The organism is Mesorhizobium sp. M7A.F.Ca.US.007.01.2.1 (assembly GCF_003998165.1).
Lineage (GTDB): Bacteria > Pseudomonadota > Alphaproteobacteria > Rhizobiales > Rhizobiaceae > Mesorhizobium > Mesorhizobium ciceri.
In genome coordinates, this window is record NZ_RZQP01000103.1 from 1 (window position 1) to 20960 (window position 20960).

At 62.1% G+C, this 20960-nt stretch carries 26 protein-coding genes and 1 pseudogene; 17 read left to right on the forward strand and 10 right to left on the reverse strand.

The window, feature by feature from the left end; genetic code table 11:
- Together EN949_RS19070 and bmt are read left to right on the forward strand one after the other, a co-directional pair.
- Positions 1 to 249, forward strand: a pseudogene (locus tag EN949_RS19070) (transcriptional regulator); the annotation flags it as partial.
- A 131-nt stretch (positions 250 to 380) separates the two neighbouring features.
- Positions 381 to 1403 carry a betaine--homocysteine S-methyltransferase gene (gene bmt / locus EN949_RS19075; protein WP_063173709.1) on the forward strand — a complete coding sequence of 341 codons (1023 nt, stop codon included), beginning with the start codon at positions 381 to 383 and terminating at the stop codon, positions 1401 to 1403.
- A 15-nt stretch (positions 1404 to 1418) separates the two neighbouring features.
- Here the strand turns inward: bmt and EN949_RS35900 are convergent, their stop codons facing one another.
- From EN949_RS35900 to EN949_RS19090, 3 genes are all read right to left on the reverse strand, one after another.
- A complete protein-coding gene (locus tag EN949_RS35900; RefSeq protein ID WP_164768023.1) occupies positions 1419 to 1688 on the reverse strand; it encodes a hypothetical protein in 270 nt (89 codons plus the stop codon).
- A 213-nt stretch (positions 1689 to 1901) separates the two neighbouring features.
- The gene (locus EN949_RS19085; protein ID WP_063168195.1) at positions 1902 to 4031 is read right to left on the reverse strand and encodes a VWA domain-containing protein; all 2130 of its coding nucleotides are present in this window, start codon (positions 4029 to 4031) and stop codon (positions 1902 to 1904) included.
- Positions 4032 to 4033: 2 nt separating this feature from the next.
- The gene (locus EN949_RS19090; protein WP_013531188.1) at positions 4034 to 4594 is read right to left on the reverse strand and encodes an RNA polymerase sigma factor; all 561 of its coding nucleotides are present in this window, start codon (positions 4592 to 4594) and stop codon (positions 4034 to 4036) included.
- A gap of 156 nt (positions 4595 to 4750) precedes the next feature.
- Between EN949_RS19090 and EN949_RS19095 the strand changes: the two genes are divergently transcribed.
- The 6 genes from EN949_RS19095 to EN949_RS19120 are packed head-to-tail and all read left to right on the forward strand — an operon-like array spanning position 4751 to position 7105.
- A complete protein-coding gene (locus tag EN949_RS19095; protein WP_063168196.1) occupies positions 4751 to 5074 on the forward strand; it encodes a metalloregulator ArsR/SmtB family transcription factor in 324 nt (107 codons plus the stop codon).
- Positions 5071 to 5496: an SRPBCC domain-containing protein gene (locus EN949_RS19100; RefSeq protein ID WP_013531186.1), complete on the forward strand. Its 426-nt coding sequence runs from the start codon at positions 5071 to 5073 to the stop codon at positions 5494 to 5496. The genes EN949_RS19095 and EN949_RS19100 overlap by 4 nt, the downstream gene beginning before the upstream one ends.
- 54 nt (positions 5497 to 5550) lie before the next feature.
- On the forward strand, positions 5551 to 5772 hold the full coding sequence (locus tag EN949_RS19105; protein WP_013531185.1) for a hypothetical protein: 222 nt from the start codon (positions 5551 to 5553) through the stop codon (positions 5770 to 5772).
- A gap of 12 nt (positions 5773 to 5784) precedes the next feature.
- The gene (locus EN949_RS19110; protein ID WP_013531184.1) at positions 5785 to 6225 is read left to right on the forward strand and encodes a DUF1801 domain-containing protein; all 441 of its coding nucleotides are present in this window, start codon (positions 5785 to 5787) and stop codon (positions 6223 to 6225) included.
- A gap of 39 nt (positions 6226 to 6264) precedes the next feature.
- Entirely contained in the window at positions 6265 to 6657 is a 393-nt protein-coding gene (locus EN949_RS19115; RefSeq protein WP_013531183.1) for a VOC family protein, read from the forward strand.
- Between the two features lie 40 nt (positions 6658 to 6697).
- Positions 6698 to 7105 (forward strand): DUF1801 domain-containing protein, encoded by a 408-nt coding sequence (locus EN949_RS19120; RefSeq protein WP_127366718.1) that lies wholly within the window; start codon positions 6698 to 6700, stop codon positions 7103 to 7105.
- 2 nt (positions 7106 to 7107) lie between these two features.
- On the opposite strand, the gene EN949_RS19125 is transcribed toward EN949_RS19120, so the two are convergent.
- The 6 genes from EN949_RS19125 to EN949_RS19150 form a co-directional block, all read right to left on the reverse strand.
- Positions 7108 to 8286 carry an NAD(P)/FAD-dependent oxidoreductase gene (locus EN949_RS19125; RefSeq protein WP_127366717.1) on the reverse strand — a complete coding sequence of 393 codons (1179 nt, stop codon included), beginning with the start codon at positions 8284 to 8286 and terminating at the stop codon, positions 7108 to 7110.
- 108 nt (positions 8287 to 8394) lie between these two features.
- Positions 8395 to 9132: a dienelactone hydrolase family protein gene (locus EN949_RS19130; RefSeq protein ID WP_027160499.1), complete on the reverse strand. Its 738-nt coding sequence runs from the start codon at positions 9130 to 9132 to the stop codon at positions 8395 to 8397.
- Positions 9133 to 9242: 110 nt separating this feature from the next.
- Positions 9243 to 10541: an MFS transporter gene (locus tag EN949_RS19135; RefSeq protein ID WP_063168201.1), complete on the reverse strand. Its 1299-nt coding sequence runs from the start codon at positions 10539 to 10541 to the stop codon at positions 9243 to 9245.
- Positions 10538 to 11215, reverse strand: coding sequence for a FadR/GntR family transcriptional regulator (locus EN949_RS19140; protein WP_063168202.1), 678 nt, complete (start codon positions 11213 to 11215; stop codon positions 10538 to 10540). Before EN949_RS19140 ends, EN949_RS19135 begins: the two co-directional genes overlap by 4 nt.
- A 102-nt stretch (positions 11216 to 11317) precedes the next feature.
- Entirely contained in the window at positions 11318 to 12013 is a 696-nt protein-coding gene (locus EN949_RS19145; RefSeq protein WP_063168203.1) for a 4Fe-4S dicluster domain-containing protein, read from the reverse strand.
- Positions 12014 to 12102: 89 nt separating this feature from the next.
- A complete protein-coding gene (locus tag EN949_RS19150) occupies positions 12103 to 13677 on the reverse strand; it encodes a trimethylamine methyltransferase family protein (protein WP_024501311.1) in 1575 nt (524 codons plus the stop codon).
- A gap of 272 nt (positions 13678 to 13949) precedes the next feature.
- Between EN949_RS19150 and EN949_RS19155 the strand changes: the two genes are divergently transcribed.
- Positions 13950 to 14648 (forward strand): cobalamin-binding protein, encoded by a 699-nt coding sequence (locus EN949_RS19155; RefSeq protein WP_013531175.1) that lies wholly within the window; start codon positions 13950 to 13952, stop codon positions 14646 to 14648.
- Between the two features lie 88 nt (positions 14649 to 14736).
- Here EN949_RS19155 and EN949_RS37265 read toward each other — a convergent pair whose 3' ends face one another.
- Entirely contained in the window at positions 14737 to 14955 is a 219-nt protein-coding gene (locus tag EN949_RS37265) for a hypothetical protein (RefSeq protein WP_318011966.1), read from the reverse strand.
- Between EN949_RS37265 and EN949_RS19165 the strand changes: the two genes are divergently transcribed.
- The 8 genes from EN949_RS19165 to EN949_RS19200 form a co-directional block, all read left to right on the forward strand.
- Positions 14941 to 15570 carry a DUF1638 domain-containing protein gene (locus tag EN949_RS19165; RefSeq protein ID WP_013531173.1) on the forward strand — a complete coding sequence of 210 codons (630 nt, stop codon included), beginning with the start codon at positions 14941 to 14943 and terminating at the stop codon, positions 15568 to 15570. The genes EN949_RS37265 and EN949_RS19165 overlap by 15 nt on opposite strands.
- A 104-nt stretch (positions 15571 to 15674) precedes the next feature.
- The gene (locus tag EN949_RS19170; RefSeq protein ID WP_013531172.1) at positions 15675 to 16250 is read left to right on the forward strand and encodes a DUF4893 domain-containing protein; all 576 of its coding nucleotides are present in this window, start codon (positions 15675 to 15677) and stop codon (positions 16248 to 16250) included.
- Between the two features lie 93 nt (positions 16251 to 16343).
- On the forward strand, positions 16344 to 17126 hold the full coding sequence (locus tag EN949_RS19175) for a formyl transferase (RefSeq protein ID WP_027160505.1): 783 nt from the start codon (positions 16344 to 16346) through the stop codon (positions 17124 to 17126).
- Between the two features lie 204 nt (positions 17127 to 17330).
- Positions 17331 to 17633, forward strand: coding sequence for a virulence factor (locus EN949_RS19180; RefSeq protein ID WP_127366737.1), 303 nt, complete (start codon positions 17331 to 17333; stop codon positions 17631 to 17633).
- The gene (locus EN949_RS19185; RefSeq protein ID WP_013531169.1) at positions 17626 to 18252 is read left to right on the forward strand and encodes a methylenetetrahydrofolate reductase C-terminal domain-containing protein; all 627 of its coding nucleotides are present in this window, start codon (positions 17626 to 17628) and stop codon (positions 18250 to 18252) included. Before EN949_RS19180 ends, EN949_RS19185 begins: the two co-directional genes overlap by 8 nt.
- A complete protein-coding gene (locus tag EN949_RS19190; RefSeq protein ID WP_013531168.1) occupies positions 18249 to 19340 on the forward strand; it encodes a methylenetetrahydrofolate reductase in 1092 nt (363 codons plus the stop codon). The genes EN949_RS19185 and EN949_RS19190 overlap by 4 nt, the downstream gene beginning before the upstream one ends.
- 81 nt (positions 19341 to 19421) lie before the next feature.
- The gene (locus EN949_RS19195) at positions 19422 to 20396 is read left to right on the forward strand and encodes a methyltetrahydrofolate cobalamin methyltransferase (protein WP_127371752.1); all 975 of its coding nucleotides are present in this window, start codon (positions 19422 to 19424) and stop codon (positions 20394 to 20396) included.
- Between the two features lie 103 nt (positions 20397 to 20499).
- On the forward strand, positions 20500 to 20960 hold a 461-nt coding region (locus tag EN949_RS19200; RefSeq protein WP_206534956.1), incomplete at its 3' end, for a hypothetical protein.

Sequence of the window (20960 nt, forward strand, 5' to 3'; positions counted from 1 at the left end):
TACCCGACCTTCCGGCTGTTTCTCTATGACGGGCGGATGCGCTATTCGATCCCCTACACCATCTTCGGACCCTATCGCGCCGCCATCTATGTCGGCGACATGTATCTGGTGCTCAACGCCACTCAGCCGATCCAGACGCTGATCCAGCACTTCGACAATCTGATCCGGGCCGCCGACATCAATGCGCACGAGGCGTCCGGCTTCGCGCACAGACTGGCCGGCATGTCGTTCCCAACAGGCACTGTCTGATCTTCGGCAACAATGATCCTTCGGACGGAAACCGGCCTCCGCATTGGTGGCCGCGTTGCCGCCATTCCATTGACTACACATAAAGACTTCTTTATATCCTTATTCGACTTCGAAACATGAAAGCCAATCCGATGACGACCACCAACCCGATCGATGCTCTGCTGGCCGAAAAGGGCGTGCTGCTGGCCGATGGCGCCACCGGCACAAACCTGTTCGCCATGGGGCTGGAAGCCGGCGAGGCGCCCGAGCTGCTCAACGAGACGGCGCCCGACACCATCACCAGCCTGCATCAGAATTTCGTCGATGCCGGGGCCGACATCATCCTCACCAACTCGTTCGGCGGCACCCGCCACCGGCTGAAGCTGCATCATGCGCAGGACCGTGTGCATGCGCTGAACAAGCGCGCCGCCGAGATCGCCCGTGCTGTCGCCGACAAGGCCGGCCGCAAGGTGATCGTCGCCGGTTCGGTCGGCCCGACCGGCGAATTGCTGGTGCCGCTCGGCGCCATGACCTATGACGAGGCGGTCGACGCCTTCGCCGAGCAGATCGAGGGTCTCAAGGAAGGCGGCGCCGAAGTCGCCTGGATCGAGACGATGTCTGCTCCCGACGAGATCCGCGCCGCCGCCGAGGCTGCCATCCGCGTCGGCCTGCCCTACACCTATACCGGTTCCTTCGACACCGCCGGCCGCACCATGATGGGCCTGCTACCCAGGGATATCCACGGCGTCACCGACGGGCTGTCGCAGGCGCCGCTTGGCGTTGGCGCCAATTGCGGCGTCGGCGCGTCTGACATCCTGGCCTCGCTGCTCGACATGACCGAGGCGAAGCCGGAGGCAACGGTGATCGTCAAGGGCAATTGCGGCATTCCCGAATTCCGCGGCACCGAAATCCATTATTCCGGCACACCCGAACTGATGGCCGACTATGTCAGGCTCGCCGTCGATGGCGGCGCCAAAATAATCGGCGGCTGCTGCGGCACCTCGTTCCAGCACCTTGCCGCCATGCGCAAGGCGCTCGACGCGCACACCAAGGCGGATCGTCCGACGGTTGCCGCGATCGTCGAGCGCATCGGTCCGATGCGCAACAAGGTGGCGACGGAAAATACCGCCGAGACCAGCGAAGCCCGCCGCGAGCGCCGCCGCAGCCGGGCCTGAGCTTATCGGTTTCGATTATTCGCTGTTGTCGGCGTAGCTCGACTGCGCCGACTTGAAGTCGACCACATTGTCGCTGTGCATCGTCATCAGCGCGCCGGATGAAACCGGATCGGTTATCTGCTCCAGCATGAGGCGGAAGCGGTCGTTGGTCAGCGCCGACATGGCGGTGTGGCGCGCCTGCGCGACATCGTCACTGATACGCCTGGATTCCGATGATGGGGCCGATGAAACCGCCGAAGCATCTCGTGCCGGCGGTGTCGAGTTGGCGATAGTCCTGATCTGCAATTTCGGCTCCCTCAAGCCCGGTACACCTGTCCTGCGTAACAAGCAGGGGGTTGCGATCCGCTACCGGAAATGCCGCGCAATTTAACGACCTGGAGATTCTCCGAAAAAAGGCCGGCAAGGGAATGAACCCCTCGCCGGCATGCCTCACCCGCCCGCGGTCGGTTTCCCCTGTCAGAACGATCCCATCTGAAAGAAACCGGCCGTCATCACCCACTACCGATTACCGCCCAGCGCCGAGGCAAGGCGCACAAGCGAGAGGAACTCGGACCTGTACCCAAACGGGTCGGCTCCTCGAGCGGCAGTGGCGATCTCCATGATCTTGTCGTAACCGAACTTCGCGGTCGCATCCTCGTCGCGCAGCTTCTGGCCGAAGGCGGCGACCGCGACGGAGAAGCGCTGGTCGGTGCTGGCCTGGTCGAAAGACGAGATCTCGTTGGCCGAGGTCACCGGCGTGGTGATCAGCTTCGAGACGTCTTCATTCGGCAGCTTGTAGCGGATCTTGACGAAGGCATATTCGTCCGCATTGGCAACGCCGCCATTGTCCACCGACGCCTGGCCATAACGCAGCGCGTCGATCTGTTCGCCGCCGCTGCCCTTTGGCGTGATTTCATAGATCGCGGTGACGGAATGGCCCGAGCCGATATCGCCGGCATCGACGCGGTCATTGTTGAAATCCTCGCGGTTCAAGGCGCGGGTCTCGTAGCCGATCAGGCGATATTCCGAGACCTTGTTCGGATTGAACTCGACCTGGATCTTGACGTCCTTGGCGATGGTGAACAGCGTCGACGATGCATCTTCGACCAGCACCTTCTCGGCTTCGGCCAGCGTGTCGATATAGGCGGCGGTGCCGTTGCCGTTCTGGGCGATGGTCTGCATCATCTGGTCGTTCAGATTGCCGCGGCCGAAGCCGAACACCGACAGGAAGACACCGGTCTTGCGCTCTTTTTCGATCAGCCGCTTCAGATCGTCGTCGTCGCTCTGGCCGACATTGAAGTCGCCGTCGGTGGCGAGCATCACCCGGTTGACGCCGTCCTTGACGAAGGATTTCTGCGCCAGCCTGTAGGCTTCCTTGATGCCCGCCTCGCCGGCCGTGCTGCCGCCGGGCGTCAGATTGTCGATGGCACTGAGGATCTTGTCCTTTTGGGACGCCTTGGTCGGCTCCAGGACCGTGCCGGCGTCACCCGCATAGGTTACGATCGAGATCGTGTCGTCGGCCTTCAGCTTGCTGACCAGCAGCCGAAAAGCCGATTTGAGCAGCGGCAGCTTGTCCGGCTCGTCCATCGAGCCCGAGACATCGATCAGGAAGACCAGATTGGCCTTCGGCTGCTCGGTCGGCTTGACGTCAAAACCCTTGATGGCGACATGCATCAGCCTGGTATGCGTGTTCCACGGCGTCGGCATGACGCTGACGGTCGAGTTGAATGGTGTCGAGGCCGACTCCGGACCCTTCCAGTCATAGGGGAAGTAGTTGATCATCTCCTCGACGCGGACAGTATCGACCTGCGGCAGGGTGCCCTGCTTCAGCGAGCTGCGCACGAAGGAATAGGAGGCTGTGTCGACGTCGATCGAGAAGGTCGAGACCGGATCCTCGAGTGCCGCATGCACCGGATTGGTCTTGAAATCCTCGATGCGGTCGCGGTTTTCCGGTTGCGGCTGCATCTGGTCGGCCGGCAAGGTCGACGGCTGCTGCGGCGCCATCAGCTTGGACTCGGCCGGCATGCGGGCCCGCGACGTACTGGGCGCACTTACGGCGCCATCCAATGCGAATTCGCCTGTCGGTGCCGGTGGCGCAGGCTCGGCCAGCACACCGCGCTCCAGTGCATTCTGTTGTGCCGCGCCGGAAGCAACGGTCGATTCGGATTTCTGCGGCGAGGCCGGCGCCACAGGCGCATCGGTCGCGTCGCGGCTTTCCACATCGGCGTCGGCTTTCTTGTCCGTCTCCAGCCCGGTCGGAGCCGGCTTCGGCTCGGCGGTCGTCGGCTTGACGGTCGCCGGCTTGACGGTCGCCGGCTTGTCGGCCAGCGTCTCGGTGATTTTCTCGTCGCCGCCGAATTTCGGCGGCTGTTCCCTCAGCATATGGAAGGTGGCGTATCCGGCGATCGGCAGGGCGACGAGCCCGGCAAGAACCGGCGTGGCAATGAGTTTCTTTTGCATGATCTCGCTCCAGAGCTTTTGTGCTCGCTCTGTGAGACGAAGCCCGCCAACCGATCCTTGGGTAACGGCAGAAATATTTTCCTGATCGTATGCACGCAGGGCGGCTTCGAAAGCACGTGCCTTGGCATCCTTGGCGGGCGCCGGCGCTGCTATATCGCGCAGTCTGTTGAGTTCGTTGTCGTCAACCATGGTCACACTTCCCCGGCCGCGCGCATCAGCGTCTTCAGCCGTTTCTTCGCTTCATGGATGTGCCAGGAAACCGTCGTCTCCGAGATTGTCATCGCCTCGGCCGCGGCCGCATGGCTCAACCCTTCGCCATAGACCAGCAGCACCGCGTCGCGCTGCTTGTCCGGCAATCGCCGGACGGCCGCCCACAGCGCTTCGGCAGGGTCTTCCGGTTCGACCGACGCCTCGCCCGAGATCAGTGCATGGACGCCATAGGCCTCGGTCTTGACGGTCTCGCGGGCGGACTTTCGCATCACGTCGCGCGCGGCGTTCATCGTCACGGAATAGAGCCATGTGGTGAAGGCGCCGCCGCCGCGATAGTCGCGGATCGCTTTGCCCAGCCTGACGCAGACTTCCTGGGCGATGTCTTCGGCATCGGCCTTCCTGCCGCACCAGCGATAGGCGGCGCGATAGACGAAGTCATAGTGCCTTTCCAGCAATGTGCTGAAGGCCCTCCTGTCTCCGCCCTTCGCCCGCCCGATCAGTTCGGCGTCGGAGGCTTCGCTCTCATCCAGCATCATCGCCATCATTTGCCTGTTGGACGAAGGCTAATGGCTAATCCTTGGGGCAATGGAAAGATTTTTTTGGAAACCGCCGGATCGGGACCGTCAACACCCCCGCTTGACATATCCATATCTCGACAGTTATACGTAAATCAATAGCCACAGGGTTATCGATCCCGGATGACGAACGCTCACGATGTCCTCTTCAGAACGCTCTCCGATCCGACGCGTCGCGCGATCTTCGAGCGCCTGTGCCGGCAAGGCGAGCAGACGGTCGGCGCCCTGACGGCTCAGTCGGGGGTCTCTCAACCTGCGGTGTCGAAGCATCTCGGCGTGCTCAAGCAGGCCGGGCTGGTGCGCGATCGCCATCAAGGACGGCAGACCCATTACAGCGCCCAACTGGCAGCACTTTCCCCACTGACCGACTGGACGAACCAGATGAACGCGTTCTGGCAGAGCCGGTTCGACGATCTCGAAAATTTGCTCAAAAGAATCGACCAATGACCAACATTGCGACCGAAACGCGCTCTGTCATCGTCGAACGTGAGATCCCCTATCCGCCGGAAAAAATCTGGCGCGCGCTGACCCAACCGCATCTGATCGAGGAATGGCTGATGAAGAACGACTTCAAGCCAGTCGTGGACCACCGCTTCAAGCTGCGGAAGGAACCGCAACCTGACGTGAGCATCGTTGTGGACTGTCAGGTAACAGCCGTCGAGTTGAACAAGACACTGTCCTACACCTGGCAGGCCTATGGCCTTGAGAGTGTCGTCACCTGGACCCTCGTGCCGACCAGCACAGGCACCCGGTTGCGTATGGAACAGTCCGGCTTCCGGCCGGATCAGGAGCAGGCGTATCGGGGCGCGACGAGCGGGTGGCGACAGTACTTTGCAAATCTGAGTCAGGTCCTGGCGCGGATAGATTGAAACTCGCAGGTGCGGATCGGTGGCCCGCACCGGCTGTTTTGACAGGAGGAACTATTGGACTGGAACAAGTGGGTTCGGCAAATGCATCGCTGGCTGTCGATCATCTTTGCGCTGACCGTCATCGCCAACTTCGCCACCATGGCATTCAGGCAGCCTCCCGCCTGGGTGGTCTACTCGCCGCTCCTGCCGCTCCTCCTGCTGCTGCTCAGCGGCCTGTACATGTTCGTGCTGCCCTATGCCGCCAAGGGACGCGGCGTGCAGCGTGCCGGCGGGTAGGAGTGGGGCAGAGTGGCCAAGACGCAGGGACAATCGACCGAGGCCAAGGCTGCGCCAGTGCTGCTCTCCGGCGGCAACCCGCAAATCGCCAAGGGCGACGGCGACGCCCCGGTGCAGGCCTATATCGCTGCGATGCCGGACTGGAAGCGCGGCCTGGGCGAGCGCCTCGACGCGCTCATCGTGGGCAACGTGCCTGACGTCCGCAAGGCCGTGCGATGGAACTCACCCTTCTACGGCATCGAAGGCCAGGGCTGGTTCGCGAGTTTCCATGTATTCACCCACTATGTGAAGATGACCTTTTTCAGTGGCATCTCATTGCAACCGATCCCACCAGGCGGCACGGCCAAGAGCAAGGATGTGCGCTGGATCGACATCCGCGAAGACCGGTTCGACGAGGCGCAAATGGCGGAATGGATCAAGCAGGCCGCCGCCCTGCCCGGCTGGACCCCGTAGCGGCCACAGACGCAAGAATACGACAGAGGAGAAAGAGCGATGAAGATCAAGCTGACCAGCGTGTATGTGGACAACCAGGAAAACGCATTGCGCTTCTACACCGACGTGCTGGGCTTCACCAAGAAGGCCGATTTCAGCAACGGGCCCTATCGCTGGCTGACAGTGACCTCGGCTGAAGAGCCTGATGGAACCGAACTGCAGCTCGCGCTCAACGACAACCCGGCCGCCAAAGCCTATCAGGAAGCCATCTTCCAGCAGGGTCAGCCTGCGGTCATGTTTTTCACCGACGACGTCAAGGGCGACTACGAGCGCATCAAGGCGAAGGGTGGCGCGTTCACCATGCCGCCGACCGAGGTGACCGGTTCAACCATCGCCCAGCTGAACGACAGCTGCGGCAACCTCGTTCAGATTACCCAACTGGCGCGCTGGTGACAGGCAGCGGTTGAACGCGTCGACGCACAGGAGACACCAAATGACCCCCTCGCAACAGATCGACCAGCTGATCGCCGGTCTCTCGGACTGGCGCGGCGAGACGCTCGCCGACATCCGCAAGACCATCCTTGCAGCCGACCCGGACATCATCGAGGAGTGGAAGTGGATGGGCAGCCCGGTATGGTGCCTCGACGGCAACATCGTGGTCGGCAACGCCCACAAGGACAAGGTGAAGCTGACCTTTTCCCATGGCGCCAGCCTGCCGGATCCCGACAGGCTGCTCAACAATGGTTTTGGCGGCAAGGTGTGGCGGGCTATCGATGTGTTCAAGGGCGACACGCTCAATGAGAGCGCTTTGAAAGAGCTCGTCCGCGCCGCCATCGATTACAACAAGGCCAAAAAGAAGAAAAAGGCGCCGGCAGCTACTGGGGCGGAGCCACGGAAGTAAGTCTATGCTGCCTGGCCTGCCACCCAGCCCGACGACCATGCCCACTGGAAATTATAGCCGCCCAGCCAACCCGTGACATCGACGACTTCGCCGATGAAAAACAGGCCCGGCACGGATTTCGCCTGCATCGTCTTCTGGTCCAGCCCGTTGGTGTCGACCCCGCCCAGCGTCACTTCGGCGGTGCGGTAGCCCTCAGAACCGGCAGGCTTGATGCGCCAGTCATTGACTGCGGCAGCTATGGTTTTGATCTGGGCGTCCGCAAGATCGGCGAGGTTGCCGTCGATGCCGGTTCGTTCGGCGATCGACTGCGCCAGCCGCTTCGGCAGGTGATTTGCCAGCACGGTCTGCACCGCCTGCCGCCCATTACCGCGCTTGGCACTACGAATGAGGTCTGCCACATCAACTCCCGGCAGCATGGCGATGCGGATTTCGTCGCCCTCGCGCCAATAGGACGAGATCTGCAGGATGGATGGTCCGCTGACGCCGCGATGCGTGAACAGCATCGCTTCGGAGAACTGCGTCTTGCCGCAGGCGACTTCCGCGTCGACGGCGTTGCCGGCCAGCGGCGCGAGCCGTTCGAGCGTGTTTGCGTCGAAGGTCAGCGGCACCAGCGCCGGCCGCGTTTCGACGATGGCAAGCCCAAACCGTTCGGCAAGCTCGTAGCCGAAACCGGTCGCCCCCATCTTGGGGATCGACTTGCCGCCGCAGGCCACGACCAGAGACTGGCAGCTAATCGTGCCCGTGGAGAGAGTGAGCACAAACCCCTCGGCGGTTTTGCGGACATCCTCAACGCTGGTCGACAGCACCAGTTCGGCGCCCTTGTCCTGCATTTCCGAGACCAGCATGTCGATGATCTGGCGTGCGGAGCCGTCGCAGAACAACTGCCCAAGCGTCTTTTCGTGATAGGCGATGCGGTGGCGTTCGACGAGGGCGATGAAATCGCGTTGCGTATAGCGGCTGAGCGCCGAAATGCAGAAATGCGGATTGCCCGACAGAAAATTCTTCGGGCTGGCATGGATGTTGGTGAAATTGCACCGGCCCCCGCCGGAGATGCGGATCTTCTCGCCAGGCGCCGCCGCATGATCGAGGATCAGCACAGAACGGCCGCGCTTGGCCGCCTCCACGGCGCACATCATTCCGGCGGCACCCGCGCCGATGATCACGACATCATAGGATTGCATCAGGCTGTTCGTTCCCGCTCGGCCCACTCATCCGGCGCAGCGCATTTGTGCTGCCTGATACCGCGAACGGGGCGGACAGCCAACAGGCAAGAACAGCCAGGCAAAGGCTCAGATCAGCGTCTCTGCGAACAACGTCGTCAAGCGCTTCCAGTGGCGTTCGGCGCCCGCGGCATTGAAAACGCTGTGATCGGGCACGCACCAGCCATGCGCCATGCCGGCATAGTTCTCGATGACATGATCTACTTCCGCAACCCTGAGCGCCTCGGCCAGCCGCGCCGACTGTTCCGGCGGGAAACTCCTGTCGACGCCGGATGTGCCGACATAGACACGCGCCTTGATCGAGGCTGCCTTGCGATGCGGGCTGTCGGCGGCGTCGCCGGCCAGATTGCCGCCATGGAAGCTTGCGGCCGCTTTTATCCGTTTGGGATAGGTTGCAGCCGCATTCAATGATCGACCGCCGCCCATGCAATAGCCGATGGTGCCGATCGGCCCGGTGATGCCCTCGGCAGCAAGCGCATCGAGGAACGCACCGCTGTCGCGGATGGTCATCTCCTGCGTCGTGCCGGTGACCAGCGCCATCAGCGGGATTTTGGTCTTTTCCTCGGCGAAGGCGGTCTTGGCGTCGAACGGCCCGTAGGGTGCATTGCGGTAGAACAGGTCGGGCACCAGCACCGCATAGCCTTCATTCGCCAGTCGCTCGGCCATACTGTCGAGCGCCGGCCGCGGACCAAAGGCGTCCTGATAGAGAATGACGCCGGCCTTGGCAGGAGATGCGTTTGCCGAGCGGAAAAGCCCGGCATTGGCAACACCATCCCTGGTCTTGATCTGAAGGTCGTGTTTCGTCATCGCTCGCTCCGTTCGACAGATGCGCGATACATATCCGCGCAAGCCTATACGGCAAGGCGCTCCCTGAGCATGGCAGTCAAAATTTCGTGCGGGATTGCGTGACGCTATTGCTAGCCTTCTCGCACCGTCCGCGCACCGACATGCAGCGCGCGGCCGGCACCGAGCCCCATAATGGCTACGCCAAGCCCGAGCGCGACGAACAGGAACGCCGTTCCCGAAAAACTGCCGGTCCAGTCGCGGATCAGGCCCACCAGCAGCGGGCCGAATGCCGCCAGCACATAGCCGACGCCTTGCGCCATGCCTGAAAGATGCGCGGCGACATGCGAATCCGGCGAACGCAGCACGATTAGGCTCATGGCAGCCGCGATCAGGCCGCCCTGCCCGATGCCTTGCAGGATCGCCCAGAACAGCACGGTCGAGGTCGGTGCGAACAGAATGCCGAGCAGCGCGATCACCGCCGTGGCAACGAGCGCCACATTGATGCCGCGCTGGTCTTTCAGCCGCATCGCGAAGGACGGCACGGCGAGACAGGTGATGACCTGCGCCATGACAGACACCGAAACCATGGCGCCGGCGGTGGCCGCATCGAAGCCACGCTCGCGCAAGATCGGCGCCAGCCAACCGAAGATGCAATAGGCAAGTGCCGACTGCAGGCCCATGAACAGCGTCACCTGCCAAGCCAGGCGATCGCGCCAGAGACCAACGACGCGAAAGCCCCGATGACTGACCTGCCGACGGCTGCCCAGCGCCTGCGGAATCCAGATCAAAAGCACGACCAGTGTAGGCACCGCCCAGGCAGCAAGTGCCCCGGACCACGAACCGGTGACAAAATGCTCGATCGGCAGTGTGAAGCCGGCGGCGGCCGCCGAGCCGGCACAGAGCGCCATGGTGTAGAGCCCGGTCATGACGGCGGCCTTGTCGGCGAAATCTCGCTTCACCAGGCCCGGCAGCAGCACATTGCCGATGGCAATGGCGCCGCCGGCAAGGAAGGTGGCGACAAACAGCAGGGGAACCGTACCGAACCAGCGCAGGCCGGTTCCCAGCACCAGCAAGGTGAGCGCCCCGAGCAAAGTGCGCTCGGCTCCATAGCGCTGGGCAAGTCTTGGCGCGAAGGGCGCGAACAGACCCAGGCACAGAACGGGCAGCGTCGTCAGCAGGCTGGCGCCCGTCGTCGACAGTCCGGTTGCCTGCATCACCTCGGGCAGCAGTACCGACAGGCTGGAAAACAGCGGCCGCAGGCTGAAGGCGATCAGCACAAGGCTCGCGCCAAGCACGATGCGCGCCGCACGGCTGCGCAGTTCAGGCGGCTGCGGCGCGGGCAGGCTGTCGGCCTCGGCATCGATGAGTTCCAGACCCTCGATGGCGGCGGATTGCGCCGTCGGGTCAGGCTGACGAAAACTCTGGTTCATTGCGAAAGCAGTCTTTCAAGTTGGGCAAGCACCGGCGCCATGAAGGCGCGAACGGCGGCAACGGCGCGCTCGGGATTGCTCGCGGCAATGGCGTCGACGATAGCCGCATGCGCCTGGTGGTCCGGTTCGGGCAGATCGCCGTCGATGGTGGCATGGATGGTCTCGGTGATGGCGGCGGTGAAGAAGTCGTAGAGCTCCATCATCGCTTTGTTGCCGGACGCCGCGACAACCGATTTGTGGAAAGCGAGATCGCGCCGGATGAAGGCATCGCTTCCGCCGTCCGCGACGGTGCCGCGTTCGGCAAGCAGTTGCCGCATCGTCTCAAGATCGGCTGGCGTGTGGCGCATGGCGGCGAGCCGTGCCGCCTCCAGGTCGAGCGCCGCCCGCGCCTCCCACTGATCGCGCAGGCCGGTGCGCTTGACCCGGTCGAGCGCGGCAGAGGCATCGACGGTAGAGCGCACATATGTGCCCGAGCCCTGGCGCGTATCCAGCAATCCTTGCGAGACCAGCACCCGCACCGCCTCGCGCACCGTGCCGCGGCTGACCGACAGAAGGTCGGTCAGGGCTGCCTCATTGGGAATGCGCTCGCCGACGCCCCAGCGGCCGCTGACGATCTCCGCACGCAGGCTGCTGGTGGCGCTGTCGGTGAGATTGGTTCTGGTGGCGGGTTGCATAGGCCTATTCATAAGTCATCAGATGACTTGATGAATAGGCCTGCTTCTAGCTGCCGTCAAGATGCTCATCGAAGCCAACGAGCACCATGCAATGGGAACGGATCAGCTGGTGGCCCGTGCGAAGCTCGCCATGTGAAAGGCCTGGACCTCCGGCGGATAGCGATACCCCGTGCCATAGGGGCACGCATTGCGATCGAGGCAACCGCCGCTGCGGCAGGGTTCGCCATTCGCTCCCCCCACATGCGCCAGGCAGGATTGATAAGCGAATCCTTGCACGGAATAGGCGTCGACCGGGCAGGATTTCAGGCAGGGTTTCTCGGCGCAGCTATCGCAAAGGTGGGGCGCTGCCTCGGCAACTTGAACTGGAATTTCGTCGTCAAACAGCAGCACACCGCGGTAGGCATGCCATAGCCCGTAGCGCGGATGCATGAGGATGCCGAGCGGCGACGGTTTCAGCCCCTCCGCCCGCATCGCCCATTGCTGGAACGGCAGATAGGGCTTGTCCGACGGAGAAATCGCCCGTGCGCCAAAATCCTGCGCCACGGCGCCGATCACTTCGCGCGACCATGTGTCGAGCGGATTGGCGATTGCCTGTGGCTGTTGCTCCCACCAACGCAGGAAATGCGGCCAGGGTGCCGCGCCCGCCTGCCCCACCAGCAGGACGGCCGCTGCCGGCGCACCCGATGATCCCGTTGGCGGCGCATCGCTTGGCGTAAAATTGAAGCCGCCGCGAAGAACAAGGCCGTTGGCGAGAAGCGCCGCAGCAATGCGGTCAACGCTGCCGGCGGGCGTAATCATCCCTTCTTGTCCGGATCGGAGAACGCGCTCCGCCAGACTTCCTTGTGGATGATGTTGGCGACTTTAGCCCCGCCTGACTCGGGCTCCTTTCAAGTGAAGGCGTCGGGCATCGACCCCTTCTTCTTGGCGATGAAGTCCTTCAACGCTTCGTCGATGCTCGGATCGAGATGCGGCGCCTCATAGCTTTCCAGCCAGCGGCGCGCGAGTTCGTTGGCGCGCTGCGGCGCTGTCTTCTCGCCTTCGGCCAGCCACTGCTCGTAGGAATTGTTGTCGGCGATGTTGGAGCGGTAGAAGGCGGTCTGGAAATTGGCCTGGGTGTGGTCGCAGCCGAGATAGTGGCTGCCCGGCCCGACCTGGCGGATGGCGTCCATCGCCTGGCCGTTTTCCGACAGGTCGACGCCTTCGGAGAATTTCTGCGTCATGCCGAGCTGGTCGATGTCCATCATGAACTTTTCGTAGCAGGAGGCCAGCCCGCCCTCGAGCCAGCCGGCCGAGTGCAGCACGAAATTGGTGCCGGCCAGGATGGTCGAGTTCAGCGTGTTGGCGCTTTCATAAGCCGCTTGTGCATCCGGAACCTTGGACGCGCAGAGCGAGCCGCCGGTGCGGAACGGCAGGCCGAGACGGCGCGCCAGCTGTGCGGCGCCATAGGAAACCAGCGACGGCTCCGGCGTGCCGAAGGTCGGCGCCCCCGACTGCATCGAAATCGACGAGGCGAAGGTACCGAACAGCACCGGCGCGCCGGGACGGATGAGCTGCGTGAACGACGCGCCGGCCAGCACTTCGGCCAGAACCTGCGTCAGCGTGCCGGCAACCGTCACCGGGCTCATCGCGCCGGCGAGGATGAACGGCGTGACGATGCAGGCCTGGTTGTGGCGCGCATAGACCTTCAGCGCACCGAGCATGGTCTCGTCGAACACCATCGGCGAGTTGGCGTTGATCAGGCTGGTCAGCACCGTGTTGTTCTCGACGAAATCGTCGCCGAACACGATCTTGGCCATGGCGACGGTGTCCTCGGCGCGTTCCGGCGCGGTCACCGAGCCCATAAACGGCTTATCGGAATATTTGATGTGGCTGTAGATCATGTCGAGGTGGCGCTTGTTGACCGGCACATCGACCGGCTCGCATACCGTGCCGCCCGAATGGTGGATCGACGGCGCCATATAGGCGAGCTTAACGAAATTCTGGAAATCCTCGATCGTCGCGTAGCGCCTGACACCGTCGAGGTCACGCACGAAGGGCGGGCCATAGACCGGCGCGAACACGGTGGCATTGCCACCGATCTGCACCGAACGCTCGGAATTGCGGGCGTGCTGGGTGTAGACGGACGGTGCGGTCTTGAGCAGCGAACGGCACAGCCCCTTCGGGAAATGCACGCGCTCGCCCTTGACGTCGGCGCCGGCCTCTTTCCACAGTTGCAGCGCTTCTGCATCGTCGCGGAAGATGATGCCGATCTCCTCGAGCACCGTGTCGGTGTTCTTCTCGATCAGCGCCAGGCCTTCCTCGTCCAGCACCTCGTAAACGTTGATCTTGCGCTTGATGTAGGTGAGCTGCGTGCCCGGGCCTCCGCCCGAACGCGCGGCCCGCCGGGCAGCAGCCCCGCCGCTGGCGCCGCGCCCACGTCGCGCGTTTGACGCTTCCTGATCGACTGCCGCGTGTTCGCTCATGGTGTTCTTCCCTGAATCTGTTCTTGTCTGGAATCCATAGCGGCTGCTCTCGCCGCTTCTTGCCAGATCGTAGCCATGCACCCTATTCGAAACGGCCCGCCAGCGCCAACGCCTGTCGCAAAATCGACAAGAATTCCAAGAGAGTTACGGTCGCTTTCCTTTTGCGGGAAGTCGCAAATCAGCTATGGATACATGCCCTCAGCGGGTTAGGTATGAACGCGAAGATATGTGCCTTGCGACATGGTCGCGATGCCGGCAGGAGCTCGATACAAATGTCCGACGACGAGATCATCCTTTCCGAACTTTCCGACGACGAGTTGGTGCAGCAGATGCACGACGATCTCTATGACGGGCTGAAGGAAGAGATCGAAGAAGGCACCAACATCCTGCTCGAGCGCGGCTGGGCGCCTTACAAGGTGCTGACCGAGGCGCTGGTCGAAGGCATGCGCATCGTCGGCGAGGATTTTCGCGACGGCATCCTGTTCGTGCCGGAAGTGCTGCTTTCCGCCAATGCGATGAAGGCGGGCATGTTCATCCTGCGCCCGCTGCTCGCCGCCACCGGCGCGCCCAAGCAAGGCAAGATGGTCATCGGCACCGTCAAGGGCGACATCCACGATATCGGCAAGAACCTTGTCGGCATGATGATGGAGGGCGCTGGCTTCGACGTCATCGATCTCGGCATCAACAATGCGGTCGAGAAATATCTCGATGCGATCGAACAGCACCAGCCCGACATCATCGGCATGTCCGCACTGCTGACCACGACCATGCCCTATATGAAGGTCGTCATCGACACGATGAAGGAAAAGGGCATCCGCGACGATTATGTCGTGCTGGTCGGCGGCGCACCGCTGAACGAGGAATTCGGCAAGGCCGTCGGCGCCGATGCCTATTGCCGCGACGCGGCGGTGGCGGTCGAGACCGCCAAGGACTTCATGAAGCGCAAGCACAATGTGCGCGCTTCGGCCTGATTGGCCAATTCGGCCTGGACGACAGGAGAAGCCGCGCCCTTGCAGCGCGGCTTTTTTGTTACCAGATGATGAGGTGGCCGCGTGCGGATCAGGGCTTGGTGACGGTGTCCTCGACCGCCTTGGCCGTCGATTTGACATCCCTGCCGACGCCACGGACGGTGTTCGCGCAGGCCGCAAGGGCCAAGGCGCAGGCCAGGATGGCAATCGGCGTGATGCGCAGCAGTTTCATGGACGGTGTCTCCCTCAACAGATAAATTAGCGCCACAACAACGAAGGCCGCTCGACTGGTTCCATGGCCAAGACGCAAAAAACGAAACCGAATCAAGACGACAGGCTGCTCGTCATCGCCTGCGGGATGATTGCGCGCGAAGTTCTGGCCGTCAAGGAACAGCTCGGGCTGGATCACCTCGACCTGACCTGCCTGCCGGCGGAATTCCATTTCTACCCGGACCGCATCGCACCGGCCATGGACAAGGCGATCGAAAAAGCCAAGACGGAAGGCTACAGCAACATCTTCGTCGGCTATGCCGATTGCGGCACCGGCGGTCTGCTCGACCGCATCTGCGAGAAGCATGGCGTCGAGCGCATGGCCGGCCCGCATTGCTTCGCCTTCTACCAGGGCATGGAGGCCTATGCGAAAGTCGCAGACGACGACATGATGTCGTTCTACATGACCGACTTCCTCTGCCGGCAGTTCGACGCTTTCTTCATGAAACCGCTCGGCCTCGACAAGCACCCGGAGTTGATCAAGGACTATTTCGGCAATTACGAGAAGCTGATCTACCTCGCCCAGACCAACGATCCGGAACTCGACAAGGTCGCCGAAAAAGCCGCCAGAATGCTCGGTCTCGTCTATGAACGCCGCGCCACCGGTTATGGCGACCTGACGGCCGGGATGGCGCAGGCGGCTGCAGGCGCCTGAAGCAATTCTTGCCCCGCGATGACTCAAGGCTAGATGACAGGCCGCCGTGGACGGGTAAGGTGTGCGCCACAAGCAAACAGACTGCCAGCCATGGAAACGCACTGATGACCCCTCGCCTCTTGATAGCTGCACTCGGCCTCCTCTGTTTGGCCCTGCCCGCCCATGCCGACGGCGAGATACAGAAACTCATCACCCCGGCCGACAAGACGCGGCTCGACAAATATGGCGAGACCCGCAAGGCAGCCCTTGCCGAGGCGAAGACAGGCAACCCGGCCGAGGTCAAGCAACTCGATGCCCTGTTGGCAAAGCCGCTGGTGGCCTTTTCCGACAAGGACCTGACCGGCAACTGGCAGTGCCGCACCATCAAGGCCGGCGGACCTTTGCCGCTCGTCATCTATGGCTGGTTCAAGTGCAAGGTGACCGATGACGGTTCCGGCTGGCGGCTGGAGAAGATCAGCGGCTCGCAGCGTACCAGGGGCCGTTTCTTCGACGATGGCGAGAAACGCGCGATCTATCTCGGCTCCTTCTATGTCAACAGCGATCCGGCAAAGCCCTATGGCAGCGGTCCGCAAACCGACCAGGTCGGCTACGCCTTCCGCAACAGCGCCAAGGAATGGCGCATCGAATTTCCGGCGCCCTACTATGAATCGAAGCTCGATATCATCGAATTCAAGCGCTGACCGTGTATCGAACAGCTGATCACCAAGGATTAACCCGGACACCCTAGCATCCCGTCTATTGTCGAGAACGGTTGCTTGGAGGGGGCAAGATCCATGGCAGCATCAGAATCCAATACGCGTCCGATCGTGGTCGTCACCGGAGGCGGCCAGCATGTCTGGGCCATGATCAATGCAATCGCCGACCGCGTAGGTCCTGTCAGCGTCGTCCTCGAAACGCCTGAATCCAAGAAGCAATTGCTGCGTGGCCGGGCTCGCCGCCAAGGCTGGATCTCCGCCATCGGCCAGCTTGGCACGATGGTACTGAGCAGGTTGGGCAAGCGATTCCTGGCCGGCCATAGCGCGCGACTGATTGCCGAGGAGAAGCTGGAGGTTGAGCCGCGACCAGGCCAGGAGATCATCCCGGTAGCCTCGGCCAATGGGCTTGAGTGCCTGCAGGCGATCCAGAAGATCCGGCCAGGCGTTGTGCTGCTCAACGGTTGCCGACTTATCTCGGCTGAGATGCTGAGCAAAATGCCCTGCCCGGTGCTCAACTACCATGCGGGCATCACCCCGAAATATCGCGGCATGAATGGCGGCTATTGGGCTCTGGTATCAGGCGATGCGGAGAATTTCGGCACGACTGTCCACCTCGTCGACGCTGGCGTCGACACTGGTGGCGTGCTGAAGCAGGCGCGCGGCAGATCGAAAAAAGGCGACACCATCTCAAGTCACGCGCTACGCCAGACGGCGTTCTCGCGCGACATCTGCGTCGAGGCTGTCAGCGATGCACTGGCTGGAAAACTCACGACGATCGATCCCGGCCTGCCTTCGAAACTCTGGTATCATCCGACGATCTGGTTCTACGTCTGGACGGGCCTCAGAACTGGCATCTGGTAGCGCGTTTTTCGTCCTGGACGGCATACTGCGCGCCAGCGTTTCCGACGCGCTGGACCGGGCGCCGGCACACGCCGCAAACGAATAAACCCACCTTTCATTTTACGACATCGAAATGCGTCGCTTTTGAATGCGCGCGCGTCGTCCCATAACAAGCGGCACCACTGCGCTTGCGGCAATGCTCGATAGTTCGAGGAGTGAGAATTCATGGCCGATCTGATCGTCGTCTACTGGCGCGACATCCCTGCCCAGGTGATCGTCAAGAAGGGCCGGCAGAACGCCAAGCGCGAACTGCCGCTGCGCTTTACCGAGGCGATCGACATGTGCGCCATGCGCACCGGCGCCGGCGGTACAGACGACTATCTGGCCGAATGGCGCAAAGCCGATCCCATTCCGGTCGGCGACAACCTCGAAGCCGAAGTCGAGAAGGCATTCAACGACATCGACACGAGATATGACCGCGAGCGGCTGGTCGCTTTGGTCAAGGCGGGCGGCAAAGAAAATGTCTGAAACCATTCCTGCCAAGGAGAGGCCGGCTGTTACCCAGGCCACTCTGGTCAAGAAGGCAGCGCCGAAATCCGACTACAAGCCGGCCGACGTATCGCCGCAGCGGCGCGTGCAGCGTTCCTTCGCGGTCAGATTATGGTCGGTGCGGCACTCGCGATTACTCGAATGGTTCTACGCCAAATTCGCCGACATGTTCCTGCTCCTCCATCCCTTATGGAAAGGCATAGGCTATGGCCGTGTCGAAGGGCCGATCAAATTTGTCGAGAAGCGCGTCAAGGGCTTCATGTTCGACTGCCGCATGTGCGGCCAGTGCATCTTGTCCTCGACAGGCATGTCTTGCCCGATGAACTGCCCCAAGCAATTGCGCAACGGCCCTTGCGGCGGTGTCCGCGCCAACGGCAATTGCGAGGTCGAGCCCGATATGCCCTGCGTCTGGGTCAAGGCCTGGGAAGGCTCGCAGAACATGGTGCACAGCGACAGGATCCTGACCGTGCAGAAGCCGGTCGACCAGTCGCTGCGTGAAACCTCGGCCTGGCTGCGGGTGACCGCGCAGGCGGCCACCGCGCGCGAAGCCGCCGCTGCCGCCAAGAATGAGGCGGCCAGCACCGGGGCGTCGGCATGATCGGCCGCCAGCGCGACGAAAACCCGGCCGGCATCCACCTGCCGCTCGAACCCCTGCCCGGCCACACCTCGCGCGGTCGGCTGGAGCGCGTACTGCGGCGCGGCGAGTTCGCTGTGACGACGGAGCTCAACCCGCCCGACAGCGCCGATCCGGAAGACGTCTACAACAGGGCGAAAATCTTCGACGGCTGGGTCGACGCCATCAACGCCGTCGATGCATCGGGCGCCAACTGCCACATGTCCTCGGTCGGCATCTGCGCACTTTTGACCCGCATGGGCTATGCGCCGATCATGCAGATCGCCTGCCGCGACAAGAACCGCATCGCCATCCAGGGCGACGTACTGGGCGGGGCTGCGATGGGCGTCGCCAACATGCTGTGCCTGACAGGTGACGGCGTGCAGGCCGGAGACCAGCCCGGCGCCAAGCCGGTGTTCGATCTCGACTGCATGTCGCTCCTGGAAACCTGCCGCATCATGCGCGACAACGGCAAGTTCCTGTCCGGCCGCAAGCTGACGACGCCGCCACAGCTTTTCCTGGGTGCTGCGATCAATCCGTTCGCGCCGCCGATCGACTTCCGCCCGCACCGGCTGGGCAAGAAGATCGCCGCCGGCGCGCAATTCGTACAGAGCCAGTATTGCTTCGACGTGCCCATGTTCCGCACCTACATGCAAAAGGTGCGCGACCTCGGCTATACCGAAAAATGCTTCATCCTGGTTGGCGTCGGGCCGCTCGCCTCGGCCAAGACGGCCAAGTGGATCCGCTCGAACGTGCCGGGCATCCATATTCCCGATTCCGTCATCAAGCGGCTGGAAGGCGCCCAGGACCAGAAGAAGGAGGGCAAGCAGCTCTGCATCGACATCATCAACGAGGTGAAGGAAATATCAGGCGTTTCCGGCGTCCATGTGATGGCCTACCGGCAGGAGGAATATGTCGCCGAGATCGTCGATGAATCGGGCGTGCTGAAGGGCCGCCAGCCGTGGAAACGCGAGATCCGCCGCGACGATCAGCTTGTCGCCGACCGGCTCGACAGCATCTTGCACGACGACATTACCGAAACGCAGGTGGACATGGTGAAGACCGCGCACTGACGGCGCGGACGGCCACCCATTCGCTTGAACGAAACCAGACAACGATATAAAGAAATCTTTATATCACGGCGGAGAGAATTTATGACCCGTACCATCGTCGCTTCGGCGACACGAGAAATCATCATCGGCTTCGACCAGCCGTTCTGCGTGATCGGCGAACGCATCAACCCGACCGGCCGCAAGAAGCTGGCCGCCGAGATGATCGCGGGCAATTTCGAGACCGTCATCAGGGACGCATTGGAGCAGGCAGCCTGTGGCGCCACCATGCTCGACGTCAACGCCGGCGTCACCTCGGTCAATCCGAACGAGACCGAACCCGGCCTCTTGGTGCAGACGATGGAGATCGTGCAGGGGCTGGTCGACCTGCCGCTGTCGATCGACAGTTCCGTCACCGCCGCGATCGAAGCCGCACTCAAGGTTGCCAAGGGCCGCCCGCTGGTCAACTCCGTCACCGGCGAGGAAGAAAAGCTCGAAGCCATCCTGCCGCTGGTCAAGAAGTACAACGTGCCGGTCGTCGCCATCTCCAACGACGAGACCGGCATTTCGATGGACCCGGACGTGCGTTTCGCCGTCGCCAAGAAGATCGTCGAGCGCTGCGCCGATTTCGGCATTCCGGCGCATGACGTCGTCGTCGACCCGCTGGTCATGCCGATCGGCGCGCTGGGCGATGCCGGCCGCCAGGTCTTCGCGCTGCTGCGTCGCCTGCGTGAAGAACTCAAGGTCAACACCACCTGCGGCCTGTCCAACATCTCTTTCGGCCTGCCGCATCGCCACGGCATCAACGCCGCCTTCATCCCGATGGTGATCGGCGCCGGCATGACCTCGGCCATCATGAACCCGGTGCGGCCGCAGGAAATGGAAGCCGTGCGCGGCGCCAATGTGCTGAACGGCACCGACGAGAACTGCACCAACTGGATCCGCACCTACAAGGATTATAAGCCGGCCGAAGGCGGCCAGGCGGTCGCCGCCCCGACTCAGGTCAATGCGCCGGGCGACGGCGCCGGCAATGGCGGCCGCCGCCGTGGCGGTCGTGAGGCCCGGATGGGTCGAGGATAGCGATTCAATATGGAATTTGATGATTTAATAGAAATATGAAAATATGGATTGTACCTACTCATATTTCCATATAGACCCCTTCCGTAACTTGAAGGAGGTTTTGATGCAACGTATCGAAATTTCGGACGCTGACTACGAACGCCTAAAGGCGCTTGCCGAGCCGTTTGTTGACACTCCAGCCACGGTTATAGGGCGATTGCTCGATCGATATTCTGGCCATTCCGACCAAAAAAAGGGGACTGAAGCCAACCCGTTGCCGATGATGTTTACGGAGATCCCTCCTCTAACTCATGCGAAATTTTTGGATGGAAATCTGGACGGGAAGTCACCCGAAAAGAAGGCTTGGGACGCTTTCCTTGTGGTCGCTTTGAATGCGGCATTGGAAAAGCTGAATGATCTCGATGAGTTGAGAAAAGTATCCGGCGCCAACTTGAAAAATGGTAGAAAAGAAGACGAGGGTTACAAGTATCTCGCCGAAAAGAAATACTCGTACCAAGGGGTTTCAGCTGAAGATGCGATGAAAATAGTGCAGCGTCTTTGCAAGTATTTTGACTGGCGTTGTGA